The organism is Tropicimonas aquimaris, from assembly GCF_042676185.1.
GTDB classification, from domain to species: Bacteria; Pseudomonadota; Alphaproteobacteria; order Rhodobacterales; family Rhodobacteraceae; genus Tropicimonas; species Tropicimonas aquimaris.
On record NZ_JBHTJT010000051.1, the window covers coordinates 22144 to 36309 of the forward strand.

Genomic DNA, 14166 nt, shown 5'->3' on the forward strand with positions numbered 1-14166 from the left:
AAATACGGGAAATGCCGGAGCTAGCAGCCCTGATCACAACATCGACACCGTCTCGACCGCCCCGAGACCACGGCGTGGTGTTGGCATCGCCTTTCCGACAAACGTTTTGCCCTTTTCAACCGGGTCCGCACTCCGCTAGGTGGGCGAACCCTCAACTTCAACTCAGGGAGGCGAAATGCGCTACCAGATCAGCGGTCACCAGATCGACATTGGGGAATCCCTCACCAACCATGTCAAAACCGAGCTTGGCGAAGCGATTGCCAAGTATGCGGAGCGTCCGACCGACGCCCAGGTGATCTTTTCGAAGCGCGGCCACGAATACATCTGCGAGGCGACGGTCCACCTGTCTACAGGTCTCAACGCCTCCGCCAGCGGCCGCGCGCCCGAGATCTACGCCGCCTTCGACGACACATGCGAGAAGATGGAGAAGCAACTCCGTCGCTACAAGCGCCGCCTGAAGGATCACTATCGGGATCGCAAGGAGCCGGTTGAAGTCTTCGGCGCGTCCTCGTATATCCTCGCCGCATCGGATGACGGGGTAGATGAGCAGGAACCTGAAACGCTCCAGCCCATGATCATCGCGGAGATGGAAACCAGCATCCCGAGCCTGTCCGTAGGCGAGGCGGTAATGCAGATGGAGCTGGCCGGAGCGCCGGTTCTGATCTTCCATCCGGAAGGAAAAACAAGCCTGAACGTGGTGTACCGCCGCGACGATGGCAACATCGGATGGATCGATCCCTCGGACAAGGCCTGAACCGGCCTGACTGAAACCCGGGGCGACTGGAGGAAGTATGAACCTGTCGAGCATTCTGAAGCCCGACGCCGTCAAGGTGATTTCCGAGGCGAGCAGCAAGAAGCGGCTGTTCCAGCGCCTCGCGGAGGCGGCGGAAGCCTCCTACGGTCTTGACGGCGATGCGGCGCTTGAGGCCCTGCTCGAGAGGGAAGGCCTCGGTCCGACCGGTGTGGGCAGCGGCATTGCGCTGCCCCATGCCCGGGTCAAGGATGCCAAGGCCGTCCGGGGCGTGTTCTTCCGCCTCGAACGGCCGCTGGAATTCGGCGCGGTCGACCGCCAGCCGGTCGATCTCGTATTCGCGCTGTTCGCGCCCGAGAACTCGGGCGTGGACCACCTCAAGGCACTGGCGCTGATTTCCCGGACCATGCGCGACGCCGGGGTCTGCGAGAAGCTTCGCGCCAATGACAACCCGGCAACCCTCTACACCGTCCTGACCGAAGGCCGGCCCTCGCAGGCTGCCTGACCGGCCGCGGGCGTCAGCCCGGCGTCCATCCCCGGAATCCGAAACTCATGTAATCGCGATTGTAGGCGCCGCGCGCGGCGGCCTCGATCTCGTCATCGTGGATCTGCGCCAGCCGTGCGCCACCGAAGCCCTCGAGAGACGGTGGCGGAGGCATCCGCTCCAACCCGATCTGTTGGCATAGCTGGCCGAGGCCGAGCTTGAGCTGGCCGTCCCGGATCACCATGTCGGGCGGCAGGATCTCGGCCATCGACTGGATCAGGCTCGCCTGGGTCGAGAACGCCGGATCGGTGCGCAGGCGGGTCTGGCCCGCAAGGTTGCGCCGCAGGAACTTAAGAAACCCGAGAAAGGCCGCGCGGTGATCGGCCGGATCGTAGCTTTCGTCTGGCGCAGCCTCGGGGATCGGCAGCCCGTCGTTCTCCCTCAGGTCGTTGCGGATCGCGGCAAAGCTGCCTGGACCGGTGGGAAGGATGTAGCGGTCGAAGACGCCATGCGCCCGTGCGACCGGATGGCTGACGATGGTGAAGCCGCGGGCGTTCTTGTGCTGGTTCTTCCACTGGCGCAGCATCTTCTGGTTGAACCCCGAGGCCAGCGCCTCGGGCCCCTCAACGCCGTCGAGCCGCGCCATCCAAGCAAGGATCGACTCGGTCGGGCCGCCCTTGACCGGCTGGAAAAGGAGCGGTGTCTGCACACAGGCGCGCCATGTCGGTACCGAGGCGCCCTGCTTCGGTTCCCCCTCGCCTCGCCGCGCCAGCGCCAGAAGCTCCATGCCCGACAGGGCCGCCTGCATCTCCGCGAAGTTCTCCACCTTGGCGGAGAGCGGCGCGGGGTTCTGCCGCTTGAGCCGGTTCGAAAGCCCGTTCAGCCGGTGCGTCACCCCGAGGAAGGCCGCGAGCCCGTTGACCACGTCGAGCTGCCCGGTCTCCTCGTAGCTCAATTCGAACGCGGTCTGCCCGGACACCTGTAGCGCCCGCCGGACCCGGTCTCGAAAGGCGGTCTGGCGCGCCAGCACCGCCTCGAATTCGGCCGCGTCGAACCGAATCCTCGCAACCTTGCGATGCGCATCGTTGGTCAGCCGCCACTGACCGGTCTCGGAGGCGATCTTGCGCGAGACATAGGCCTCGAGCGGGTTGCGCGAGAGCAGGATCTTGGCGATGTGCGGATCGGGCAGTACTGCGTCCAGCACGCGCGGGTCGTGGTCGTGGAAAAAGCGGAAGCCTCCCAGCCCATCCGTCTCTTCACGGATCCGCCTCATCAATTCCAGCGGGTCGGCCTTGCGGGCCTCGAGGTCCATCCCGAACAGGTCCGGCCAGTTGTGCTGGCCGACGAAGCCCGGGTTGAACGCCTCGCCGTGGCAGGTCAGCCCGGGAAAGAGATTGAGCGACTCCTCCAGGAAGTTCGATCCCGTACGCATCTCGGCAAACAGGACAAAACCGTCGAACCGCTCCATCGCCTATTTCACCACGTAACGCCGCTGCGTGTCCGGCTGCAGGGGCGCCGGATCGTAGCCGGCGGGGAAATCACCGGCGACATGCAGGTTCATCCCCTCGTTCTTCAGCTCCTGCAGGAACCGGCCGAACCCGGTCAGGTCGGTGAGGCGCGGCGCCTCGGTCAGCCGGCGGGCGCCGCGCGGCGAGACCTCGTCAAGGATCTCCTGCAGGTGGTCCATCGGTGCTTCGATAAATTCCGCCAGCGTCCAGATCCGGATCCGCGCCTTCGCCCAATGGGCACGCAGCCGCTCCACATGGGCCTGCTCGATCCGCTGGAGCCGGGCAGCTTCCTTGCGAACCTCCTCCGAAGTCGCCTTGCGCCGGAACAGCCGGATCGCCCAGGCGCCGGTGATCACCGAGATCTGCGCATGGGGATCGCCGGTCATGAAATCGGTGGGATACTGGTTGTCCGCCGGTCCGAACATGAAGCACTGCCGCTCGCCCCGCGTCGACCAGGTCAGGTTGGTCAGGAAGGCGCAGGGGTTGTAGTCCCGCAGCGCCGCGCTGTCGGGCAGGCTGCCGTTGTAGACCTTCTCCCCCCCGGCGAAATGGGCGCGGTCGGGCGCATAGAGATGGCCATGCACCCGGCAGCCGGTGGTCTTGCTGAGCCAGCTTTCGAAATGCTCGAATAAGTCTGAGAAGCCCTCGAAGACCGAATAGGGCCCGCAGGATTTTCCGTTGTCGCGGTCGCTCAGGGGGAACCGGCTCTGCATGTAGAGCCCCGGCCGGCCCCGCAGCCGCCGTTCCACCGCATGAGTGAAAAGCCGGTCGATCTTGCCCGGATTGGGCTCGGCGTTCTTGGTGACCTGCGGGTCGTTCGAGAGCAGGCTCGAGTAGAGCCGGTCAGCCCGCGGCCAGATCTTGCGCGCGACGAAGCAGTCGGAGCGGCGCAAGAGTTGCAGGTGGTCGTCGTAGAAAGTGTGCGGCTTGCCCTGGAAATCGAACTTGGAGAGCGTCAGCGACCGGCTTTCCACGCGGGTTGCGTGAAGCCGCACGAGGCTCTGGAAATAGCTCTCGTCCGGGATCCAGACGCTCTGGAAGAACCGTTCGTATTCGCCGCGCCGCGGATCGCCGAGGATCGCCTCCAGAGTTGCCCGCGTCAGGCACCACCATTGCGAGCCCAGGTGCGGAACCAGCCCGGCCGGCAGGCTGCGCTTCATCCCGAGGCCGCGTTGCAGGGTGACGAACCGGTCGAACAATCCGCGCTGCGTCTTGAACGAGAAGGGAAAGCGCAGGGTGAAGCGCTCGCGGTCAAACCCGCCCTTGGACCAGTCGACATCGTCGATGGTCGCCGACTCGATGAAATCCGTGTGCGGGCGTTCGGCGAGATAGGCGCGCAACTCGGGCACCGGGCGCAACGGAAGGCAGGAACCGGAAGCGAGGTAGACATGACTGACCTTCGGGAAGCTTTCGAGCATCAGCGCGCTGGCGTCGATCGTCGCTCCGACGATGCCCCAGGTGCCCCATTCGCAGCGCCGCCGGGGCTCCACGAAACGGATGTTCGGATTCCCCGCCAGCGCGGCGCGAAAGGCGTCGAACCGCTCCTCCGGCACGGCGCGGTCGGCATGAATGACCACCGGGCATCCGCTGCCGGCCCAGTGCCGTGCGACCTGCGCCGCCCGGTCGAGCGCGGTGTGCACCAGCAGGATGAAGCCCACGCTCATGCCCAGTTCCCCTTGGACATCAGGCCGAGGATCTCGAGCTGGCGCCAGTTGATGTAGCGCTCTGACCACTTGGTCCAGAGATCCGTCCGGTTGGCCATCCCGTCGCGATAGGCCCGGTATTCCCGGCCGCCCGCGTAATGCTCGCCGCGCGCAAGCTCCTCTTCCGCCTTGCCGGCCAGCGTGTTGAGAAACTTGGCATGGAGCAGCGCGCCCGACGTCTTCTCCCCGCCGTGGTCGTCATAGACCCGGTTCAGCCCGCGCGGCAGCAGCATATGCGTCGATTGCGCGTAGACGTACTCACGCCGCCATTTCACCAGCGGGATCTTGTTGAGCGAGGGTGCAGCGGAGGGCTGGTCGGCAAAGAACACCCGCGCGCGCGGCCCGCCCTGGATCCACAGGTTGTGGTAGAGCGGGTTGCGCGAGATGAAGTAGTTGCCGCTGTCGAACCACGAGGCGATCTCGAACGGATCCTGCCCTTCGCGGTAGGCCTCGGCGTCGATCGGACCCTTGGGATACATGTCCACCAGCATCGCCGAGAAACTGCGCAGCCCGCAGGTATCGAGCCAGCCGGTCAGCGCCTGGATCGGCCGGGTGTCGCAGAACGGATAGATGAAGAACTCGTCCGGATCGACAACCAGCGTCCAGTGCCCGTGGCCGTGCTGCCATTGCAGCCAGTTCAGCCAGTCCACCCCGTAGCGGGCACGCTTGTAGCTGGCCTGCGTGGTCCAGAGGGAAACATCCGCCTGATCGGCGAGGAACTGGCTGGAGCCATCGGTCGAGCCGTTGTCGACCATCAGGAAATGGCCGACCCCCTGCCGACGGTAATAATCCAGGAAATATGGCAGCCGCACCCGCTCGTTGCGCAGAGTGGTGAAGGCGAGCACATCCTCCTCGCCGATCGCGCGGGTCCGGTCGGCGACCACGGTCAGCTCCCGCCGTTTCCGGAAGGCCCGGATCCGGTACCGCTTGCGCCGCAGTCGCAGCCGATAGGACTCGATCACGCTCACCGCCCCGCCCCTTTTCGAAGGTTGCGGCGCGACCATGGACCCGCGAGGTTAACGCGGCCTTTCCTCGGGCCATCGGCGCGGGGTGTCATCTGCCTGGATCGTGTCGGAAACAAGGTCTGCCTGCTGTGCCCTGACTGCTTCTTTGGTTCACGTTAGGCAATGGCGCGGTCGGGGTAAACTGCAAGTGATTCGCCCAGCCTCCTCGGAGGCGCTTTTCAGCGCCAGCCGCCGTCGGCCATCAGCCCGAGGGCGCAGAGCTGCTCCCAGCCGTCGAGCGTCAGCGTTTCCTCCGACCAGAGCGTCGGCCGTGCAGCGATCGCGCCGTAATAGGCGTCGAAGGCGGCGGGCTGGCCGAAATGCTGGCCGCGAGTTCGTTCCTCGACCGACCGTTCGACGATCCCGGGCAGGAATTTCGTGTGCAGCAGCACGCCCGAAAGCCGCGTGTCCCCGGGCCCGTCCCAGGCGCGGTTCAACGCGGGCGGCAGCATCGAATGGGAGGCATTGGCATAGGCGTGGCCGCGCCGCCACTTGACCAGCGGCAGCTTGTTGAGCGTCGGACCGCGCTCCGGCGTGTCGGCAAAAAACACCCGCTCGCGCGCCCCCCCCTGCACGATCAACGCCCCGTCCCGGGCGCGGCGGCGGGCGCGATAGGGGCCGGGATCGAACCCGCGCAGCAGCTCCAGCGGATCGGCGGGCGCGAGGCCCGTCCCCAGCGGCTCTCGAGGATAAAGATCGAGCATCAGCGCCCCGAGCGCCGGTGCACCGGTCTGCTCCAGGCGCGCGCACAGCGCGGGGAGCGGCCGGGTCTGCCACTGCGGATAGATCAGCAACTCGTCGGCATCCACTGTCAGGCACCAATGGCCGGCGCCGTGGCGCATCAACAGCCAGCCGAGCCAGTCCATCCCGAACCGGGCCTCGCGATAGCTGGCGGAGGTCTGCCAGAGCGACACGTCAGGCTGATCCGCGAGGAATCCGGGCCCGGCGTCAGTGCTTCCGTTGTCGACGATCAGGAAATGCGCCACCCCGAGGCGGCGGTGGTGGTCGAGGAAATAGGGAAGCCGCGCGATCTCGTTTCGCAGGGTGGCGAACACGAGCACGTCCCCTGCGGCAATCTCCGACGTCCGGTCCACGACCGGGCGCAGCACATGGCGGCTGCGAAACGCCCGCCAGAGCAGCCTGCGCCGCTTCCAGCGTATCCGCGTCGCCATCCACATCCAGGGAGAGAGCGGAGGCGCGGCCGGCGCCTCCGTCATGCGGCTCACTTCTCGTAGTGGCCGGTCTGATGCCAGCGCCAGGCATCCTCGATCATCCGTGGCATGGTCGAGCGGCGTGGCTTCCAGCCAAGCTCATCGATTGCGCGGCTCGACCCCGAAACGAGACGGGTGGCATCCCCGGCGCGCCGCGGGCCCTCGTCGTAGGGCACCGGACGGTTGGTTACCTGCCCGGCCGCGTTCATCACCTCGCGCACGGAAAAGCCGCTGCCCGTCCCGAGGTTGAAGGCGCGGCTGTCCTTGCCTTTCTCCAGCCATTTCAGGCCCAGCACATGCGCCTCCACGAGGTCCATCACGTGGACGTAATCGCGGATGCAGGTGCCGTCGGGCGTCTTGTAGTCGGTACCGTAGATCGTCAGCTTGTCGCGCTTGCCGTCGATCGCGTCGAGTACCAGCGGGATCAGGTGCGTCTCGGGCCGGTGGAACTCACCAACCTCGGCCTCCTCGTCGCCGCCCGCCACGTTGAAGTAGCGGAAGATCACGTTCTTCAGGCCGAAACTGTCGTCGAAATTGGCGAGGATGTCCTCGATCGCGCGCTTGGAGGCCCCATAGGCGTTGATCGGTTTCTGGAGCGAATGCTCGTCGAGAACCACGCCGTCCTGGTCGCCATAGGTCGCGCAGGTCGAGGAGAAGATGAACTTCTTGCAGCCCGCCTCGACCGCCGCTTCGCAGAGGTTGGCGGCCCCGACCACGTTGGAGCGCCAGTACCAGCCCGGCACCTGCATCGACTCGCCCACCTGGCTCAGGGCGGCGAAATGCATGATCGCGTCCGGCTTGTGCTTGGCGAACACCTCGTCCAGCCGCGCCCGGTCGAGCAGATCGCCCTTCTCGAGCGGACCGAACTTCACCGCCTCTTCCCAACCAGTAGAGATGTTGTCGAATGTGATTGGCGTGTAGCCCTCGCGGGCAAGCACCTTGCAAGCGTGCGAGCCGATATAGCCCGCACCCCCCGTGACAAGGATCTTGGTCATCTGGTGATCCAGTCTGCTGTGTCTTACGCCGACCTTTTACTGGGCAGCGTTGCGCATTGCCACCAGTTCGCTCAGGTAGTCGGAGAATTCGTCGCGCAGATCGTCGCGAGCGAGGCCGAAGGCAACCGTCGCCTGCAGGAAGCCCGCTTTGGAGCCGCAGTCGAAACGCTGACCGCGGAAGCGGTAGCCGTAAACGTCGCGGCCGGCCGCGATCTCGTCGGCGATGGCGTCGGTCAGCTGGATCTCCCCGCCAGTGCCGGAGCGCATGCGGTTCAGGTTGCGCATGATCTGCGGCGTCAGGATGTAGCGGCCGATCACGGCGAGGTTGGACGGCTCGGTGCCCGGCTCGGGCTTCTCGACCATGCCCTTCACCTTGACCTGCTGGCCCATGTCCTTCTCGACGTCGAGAATGCCGTAGGCCTTCGCCTTGTCATGCGGCACTTCCATCGCCGCAACCATGCAGCCGCCGGTCTCCTCGTAGGCTTCGACCATCTGTTGCAGACAGCCCTTCTCGCCCGCGATCACGTCGTCAGGAAGAATGACAGCGAAGGGTTCGTTGGCGATCAGGCGACGCGCGCACCAGACGGCGTGGCCGAGGCCGAGCGCGCGGTGCTGACGGATATAGGCGATCGCGCCGCTTTCCATGTTGGTCTGCTTGAGAACCTCTAGCAGGTCCTCCTTGCCCTTCTTGCGAAGGGAGGCTTCGAGTTCGGGGGCCGTGTCGAAATAATCCTCGAGCGCGCTCTTGCCGCGCGACGTTACAAAAATGAATTCCTTGATACCAGCCGCCCGCGCCTCGTCGATCGCATATTGGATCAGCGGACGGTCAACCAGGGTCATGATTTCCTTCGGAACCGATTTGGTTGCCGGCAGAAACCGCGTTCCCAGACCTGCGACGGGGAACACTGCCTTGATGACCTTGCGTTGCATAAACCTAAATCCTTTCGTTTGTCGGCATCAGAACACGACCTGCCGTACTCGGTAAGACATCGTCATAATCGTGCACCGTGAAACTGTCGTGAAGTTTACCGAAGGGCCCCCGGCATGTCGTGTCCAAATCCAAGGCACATTCGTGTTGCTTGCGTTGATAACACACCATTGCGGCAACATTCGCTCCATTGCGGCAACAGTCTGCCAAATCCGTAGACAATGCGCCAGCGGAGTGTTGCTCGCCCGGCATGCCGATCACTCAACACCCATCTCCGCCATCATCTCTTCGAGGCGAATAACGTCTTGCGGGTTGTTTAGTTCCCAAAAAAGCCGGCCACGCGATTCTACCTCGACGCACACAACGTGCCGGCCGTTCTCGAGGAATCTGAGCTGCTCCAGGCCTTCGAGCCGTTCGAGCGGACCGTGTGGCCACTCGGCGTAGCTCGCGAGGGCATCGGCGCGGTAGGCATAAACGCCGACGTGGTGAAATACCGGGGTCTCCGCCTCGGGGGCGTAGATCGTGGCCGTGTAGGGCACGACCTCCTTGGAGAAATAGAGCGCCCGGTTGTCCCGGTCGAAAACGGCGGTCGTGCCGCCGACGCGCCCCTCGGCGCGGTCGGCCTTGAGCGTCGCCAGCGCCCGTCCGTCGCAGCGCAGAACCGGCGTCGCGATCTCGGCGTCCGGCGCGGCGCGCAGGCCCTCGACGAGATCGCTGACGAACCAGGCGGGGGTGAGCGGGGCATCGCCCTGCAGGTTCACCACGATCTCGTAGCCGCCGCCGATCGCGGCATGGGCCTCGGCGCAGCGCTCGGTGCCGTTGGAGCAGGCCGAGGAGGTCATCACGACCTCCGCGCCGAAGCTTTCTGCCTCGTCCCGGATGCGACTGTCGTCGGTCGCAACCACCACCCGGTCCACGCCCTCGACTGCCATCGCGGCTTCCCAGCTGCGCCGGATCAGGGTGCGGGACTGGCCGCTGGCGCCCTTAAGCGGCACGAGCGGCTTGCCCGGATAGCGGTGCGAGGCGTAGCGGGCGGGGATGGCAATCAGGACGCTCATGCTGCTGGCTTCAGCTCCACGCCCGGCGCGTAGGCGATGAAGAACGGGTTCTCGTAGCCCGGCTTGCCATAGGTGAACTCCGAATGGTCATCGAAGCGGACCATCTTGCCACCGGCCCCGCGCAGCACCGCGTCGGCGGCGGCGGTGTCCCATTCCATCGTCCGCCCGAGGCGGGGATAGAGATCGGCCTCGCCGGCCGCGACCAGGCAGAACTTCAGCGAAGACCCGGCCGAGGTCATGTCCTTCACGGCGTAGCGCGCGATGTAATCGTCCGTCGCCTGGTCGCGATGCGACTTGGAGGCCACGACCATCAGCGCGGCGTTGTCGGGCGCGGTCACCTTGATCGGCTTGACCGGTCCGGCCTGGTCCTTGGCGAAATCGCCGGTCTCCTCGACGGAGGCGCCGCTGGCGTCGGTGTAGAAGAGCCGTCCCTTTGCCGGGGCATAGACCACGCCGCGCACCGGGACACCTTTCTCCACATAGGCGATGTTCACGGTGAAATCGCCGCGGCGCTGGACGAACTCCTTGGTGCCGTCGAGCGGGTCGACAATCAGGAAGCTGTCGGCACTCTCGGCGTGGGAGGCGGATTGCTCCTCGGTCACGACCAGGACATCGGGGAAGGCCTCTGCCAGACCGGCAGAGATCAGCGCGTCGGCGGCCTCGTCGGCGGCGGTCACCGGGCTATCGTCCGATTTCGCACGGACCTCGAAATCGTCGGCGTTGTAGATCTCCATGATCTTGTCGCCGGCCTCCAGCGCCAGGCGCCGGATGACTGTGGTCAGGCGATCATAATCCATGCTCTCTCTCCTCGGAATGCGCCGTGCGACGGGCGTAGGCTTTGCAATGACGTGTCGCGCCCCTTATCGTCACCCATCAAGGGAACAGCAAGATTTCCCCGCCAGAAAGTCATGCAGAACGTCACAAGAGCGGCGCGCCCACCCGAATGTTCCAGGCCACCGAACCACGATCGCAGACCGCCTCCGCGCTTCGGCTCGCCGGCCTGATCTACCATGCGACTGTCCGGCACCTGCGCAAGGACCACGGCAACGCGCTTATCGGCCTAATTATGAACATGATGCAGACGGTCATCTTCGTGTTGGCCTTCTACCTGATGTTCACCCTGCTCGGCTGGCGCGGCGCCTCGATCCGGGGCGACTTCATGCTCTACATCATGTCCGGGGTCTTCCTGTTCATGACCCACACCAAGGCGCTGAGCGCGGTGGTCATGTCCGAAGGCCCGGCCTCAGCGATGATGAAGCACGCGCCGATGAACACCATCGTCGCGATCTCGGCGGCCGCGCTCGGCTCGCTCTACATACAGATCCTGTCGATGCTTGTGGTGCTCACTGTCTATCACGTGGGCTTCAACCCGGTGCACATCCACCAGCCGGCCGGCGCCATGGGCATGGTGCTGCTGTCGTGGTTCTCGGGCGTGTCGATCGGGATGATCTTCCTGTCGATCAAGCCCTGGTTCCCGGGCTTCGTCAGTGTCATCACCAACGTCTATTCCCGGGCCAACATGATCGCCTCGGGCAAGATGTTCGTGGCCAACCAGTTACCGAGCTACATGTTGGCCTTCTTCACCTGGAACCCGCTCTTTCACACCATCGACCAGTGCCGCGGCTTCGTGTTCATCAATTACAACCCGCATTACTCCAACATCGCCTATCCGTTCTGGCTGAGCGTCGGGCTGCTGTTTCTGGGGCTGATGGGAGAATCCTACACCCGCAAGAACGCCTCGCTGAGCTGGCACGCCAAGCGGTGAGCCGCGCCTTAGTGCGCGACCCGCAGGGTGAGGTTGAGCCGCCCGCCGCCGGCGAGGAGATTGGAACTGCCGGGCCGGAGCCGGTCGATCCCGTGGAACACCAGCCGCGCCGGTCCGCCCATCACCACGACGTCCCCCGATTTCAGCCAGACCGACTCCGTCCTGCCGCCGCGCGTCAGGTTGCCGATCCGGAACAGTGCGTCGTCGCCGAGCGAGATCGAGACGACCGGCTGGTCGAAATCCCCCTCGTCCCTATCCTGGTGAAGGCCCATCCGCGCGCCCTCGTCGTAAAAATTGACGAGGCAGCAATCCGGCGACCGGCTCGCCCCCGCCACTGTCTCCCAGACCGCCCGCACCGAGGGCGGGATCGGCGGCCAGGCCATGCCTTCTGGGTGGGCCTCCTGGTACCGGTAGCCGCGCCGGTCGCTGACCCAGCCCACCGACCCGGCCGACGTCATCCGCACCGACATCTTCTGTCCGCGCCGCGTCTCGGGCCGGAACAGCGGCGCGGCGGCCACCACCTCGCGCAACTCCCGCACCATCGCCTCCTGCGCGGCTCGGTCGAGAAGGCCCTGAAACAGAGCCACGCCGCGAATGTTCAGCGTTGGCGGAATTTGTGACCCGGGCGTCACTTTGCTCATGGTTCGTACCCCCATCCATGGCCCATCCCCGCTTGCAGGGCCAAAACTCCACTCCTATATACGCCCAGATGCAAAGTCCGGGCAGCCACCCGGAAGAACTGGGATAGGGGTCCGGGAGCCTCATAGGGCCCGAGCCCCGCAACATCGCCAAGAGAGGTAGAAAGCATATGGCCAAAGTCATCGGTATCGACCTCGGTACGACGAACAGCTGCGTCGCCATCATGGACGGGTCGCAGCCCCGCGTGATCGAGAACGCCGAAGGTGCACGGACGACCCCATCGGTTGTCGCCTTCACCGAGAATGAACGTCTCGTCGGTCAGCCCGCCAAGCGGCAGGCCGTGACCAACCCCGAGAACACGATCTTCGCTGTGAAGCGCCTGATCGGCCGCCGCGAGGATGACCCCGCAGTCGCCAAGGACCGCAAGATCGTCCCCTACAACATCGTGGACGGCGGCAACGGCGACGCCTGGGTCGAGGCCCGCGGCGAGAAGTATTCGCCCAGCCAGATTTCCGCCTTCATCCTGCAGAAGATGAAGGAAACCGCCGAGTCCTATCTCGGCGAAAAGGTCGAGCAGGCGGTCATCACCGTCCCGGCCTATTTCAACGACGCCCAGCGTCAGGCCACCAAGGACGCCGGCAAGATCGCCGGTCTCGAGGTGCTGCGTATCATCAACGAGCCGACCGCGGCCGCCCTCGCCTATGGCCTCGACAAGGAAGAGACCAAGACGATCGCCGTCTACGACCTCGGCGGCGGCACGTTCGACGTCACGATCCTCGAGATCGACGAAGGCCTCTTCGAAGTGAAATCCACCAACGGCGACACGTTCCTCGGCGGTGAAGACTTCGACATGCGGATCGTCCAGTACCTTGCGGACGAGTTCAAAAAAGAGCACGGCATTGACCTGACCAGGGACAAGATGGCTCTGCAGCGCCTCAAGGAAGCTGCCGAGAAGGCCAAGATCGAATTGTCGAGCTCGCAGCAGACCGAGATCAACCAGCCGTTCATCTCGATGGACCCGAACGGCGGCACGCCGCTGCACATGGTTATGAAGCTGACCCGCGCCAAGCTGGAAAGCCTCGTGGGCGACCTGATCAAGAAGTCGATCAAGCCCTGCCAGGCCGCGCTCAAGGATGCCGGAATCTCGGTGAACGAGATCGACGAGGTGGTGCTCGTGGGTGGTATGACCCGCATGCCCAAGGTCGTCGAGGAAGTGACCAAATTCTTCGGCAAGGAGCCCCACAAGGGCGTCAACCCCGACGAAGTGGTTGCCGCAGGTGCCGCCATCCAGGCCGGCGTGCTTCAGGGTGACGTGAAGGACGTGGTCCTGCTCGACGTGACCCCGCTGTCGCTCGGGATCGAGACGCTGGGTGGCGTCTTCACCCGCCTGATCGACCGCAACACCACGATCCCGACCAAGAAGGGCCAGGTCTTCTCGACCGCCGAGGACAACCAGAACGCCGTGACGATCCGGGTGTTCCAGGGCGAGCGCGAGATGGCGGCCGACAACAAGCTGCTCGGCCAGTTCAACCTCGAGGACATCCCGCCGGCACCGCGCGGCATGCCGCAGATCGAGGTGACCTTCGACATCGACGCCAACGGCATCGTGTCGGTCTCCGCCAAGGACAAGGGCACCGGCAAGGAGCAGAACATCACGATCCAGGCGTCGGGCGGTCTGTCGGACGACGAGATCGACCAGATGGTCAAGGACGCCGAGGCAAATGCCGAGGCCGACAAGGAGAAGAAGGAGCTGGTCGAGGCCAAGAACCAGGGCGAGAGCCTGCTCCACTCGACCAAGAAGTCGCTCTCCGAGCACTCCGACAAGGTCGACCCCTCGACCGTCGAGGCGATCGAACTGGCCATGGGCCCGCTCGAAGAGGCCCTGGAAGGGACCGATCTCGGCAAGATCAAGTCCGGCATCCAGAACCTGACCGAAGCCGCGATGAAGCTTGGCGAGGCCATCTACAAGGCCGAGCAGGAGAAGGCCGGCGAAGCAGCGCCCGAGGGCGATGACGAGCCGCACGGTGTCGACGAGGACATCGTGGATGCCGACTTCGAGGATCTCGGCGACGACAAGCGCTGAGCGCGACCGATACCTCCGGGGGCCGGTCCGGGAAACC

General features: G+C 65.0%; 13 protein-coding genes. 4 read left to right on the forward strand and 9 right to left on the reverse strand.

The features are described from left to right. Positions 1–175: 175 nt before the first annotated feature. On the forward strand, positions 176–754 hold the full coding sequence (hpf, locus tag ACFQ2S_RS21175) for a ribosome hibernation-promoting factor, HPF/YfiA family (protein WP_386077698.1): 579 nt from the start codon (positions 176–178) through the stop codon (positions 752–754). A gap of 37 nt (positions 755–791) precedes the next feature. Continuing rightward, the gene (locus ACFQ2S_RS21180; protein ID WP_386077701.1) at positions 792–1256 is read left to right on the forward strand and encodes a PTS sugar transporter subunit IIA; all 465 of its coding nucleotides are present in this window, start codon (positions 792–794) and stop codon (positions 1254–1256) included. Positions 1257–1269: 13 nt separating this feature from the next. Here ACFQ2S_RS21180 and ACFQ2S_RS21185 read toward each other — a convergent pair whose 3' ends face one another. The 8 genes from ACFQ2S_RS21185 to cysQ form a co-directional block, all read right to left on the reverse strand. Then, the gene (locus ACFQ2S_RS21185; RefSeq protein ID WP_386077703.1) at positions 1270–2703 is read right to left on the reverse strand and encodes a nodulation protein NodH; all 1434 of its coding nucleotides are present in this window, start codon (positions 2701–2703) and stop codon (positions 1270–1272) included. A 3-nt stretch (positions 2704–2706) separates the two neighbouring features. Next, positions 2707–4407 carry a DUF5927 domain-containing protein gene (locus ACFQ2S_RS21190; RefSeq protein WP_386077705.1) on the reverse strand — a complete coding sequence of 567 codons (1701 nt, stop codon included), beginning with the start codon at positions 4405–4407 and terminating at the stop codon, positions 2707–2709. Then, positions 4404–5414: a glycosyltransferase family 2 protein gene (locus ACFQ2S_RS21195; protein ID WP_089234757.1), complete on the reverse strand. Its 1011-nt coding sequence runs from the start codon at positions 5412–5414 to the stop codon at positions 4404–4406. Before ACFQ2S_RS21195 ends, ACFQ2S_RS21190 begins: the two co-directional genes overlap by 4 nt. A gap of 215 nt (positions 5415–5629) precedes the next feature. After that, entirely contained in the window at positions 5630–6667 is a 1038-nt protein-coding gene (locus ACFQ2S_RS21200) for a glycosyltransferase family 2 protein (RefSeq protein WP_386077708.1), read from the reverse strand. 5 nt (positions 6668–6672) lie between these two features. Continuing rightward, positions 6673–7656: a UDP-glucose 4-epimerase GalE gene (gene galE / locus ACFQ2S_RS21205; RefSeq protein ID WP_089234714.1), complete on the reverse strand. Its 984-nt coding sequence runs from the start codon at positions 7654–7656 to the stop codon at positions 6673–6675. 36 nt (positions 7657–7692) lie between these two features. Further along, the gene (gene galU / locus ACFQ2S_RS21210; RefSeq protein ID WP_386077711.1) at positions 7693–8586 is read right to left on the reverse strand and encodes a UTP--glucose-1-phosphate uridylyltransferase GalU; all 894 of its coding nucleotides are present in this window, start codon (positions 8584–8586) and stop codon (positions 7693–7695) included. A gap of 255 nt (positions 8587–8841) precedes the next feature. Continuing rightward, entirely contained in the window at positions 8842–9642 is an 801-nt protein-coding gene (locus ACFQ2S_RS21215) for a 3-deoxy-manno-octulosonate cytidylyltransferase (protein WP_386077714.1), read from the reverse strand. After that, on the reverse strand, positions 9639–10439 hold the full coding sequence (gene cysQ, locus ACFQ2S_RS21220; protein WP_386077717.1) for a 3'(2'),5'-bisphosphate nucleotidase CysQ: 801 nt from the start codon (positions 10437–10439) through the stop codon (positions 9639–9641). Before cysQ ends, ACFQ2S_RS21215 begins: the two co-directional genes overlap by 4 nt. A 146-nt stretch (positions 10440–10585) precedes the next feature. Here cysQ and ACFQ2S_RS21225 point away from each other — a divergent pair, with 146 nt between their 5' ends. After that, entirely contained in the window at positions 10586–11407 is an 822-nt protein-coding gene (locus tag ACFQ2S_RS21225) for an ABC transporter permease (protein ID WP_386077719.1), read from the forward strand. A gap of 8 nt (positions 11408–11415) precedes the next feature. On the opposite strand, the gene ACFQ2S_RS21230 is transcribed toward ACFQ2S_RS21225, so the two are convergent. Next, the gene (locus ACFQ2S_RS21230) at positions 11416–12048 is read right to left on the reverse strand and encodes an alpha-ketoglutarate-dependent dioxygenase AlkB family protein (protein ID WP_386077722.1); all 633 of its coding nucleotides are present in this window, start codon (positions 12046–12048) and stop codon (positions 11416–11418) included. 167 nt (positions 12049–12215) lie between these two features. Here ACFQ2S_RS21230 and dnaK point away from each other — a divergent pair, with 167 nt between their 5' ends. Then, entirely contained in the window at positions 12216–14129 is a 1914-nt protein-coding gene (gene dnaK / locus ACFQ2S_RS21235; RefSeq protein ID WP_386077724.1) for a molecular chaperone DnaK, read from the forward strand. The last annotated feature ends 37 nt before the right edge of the window (positions 14130–14166 follow it).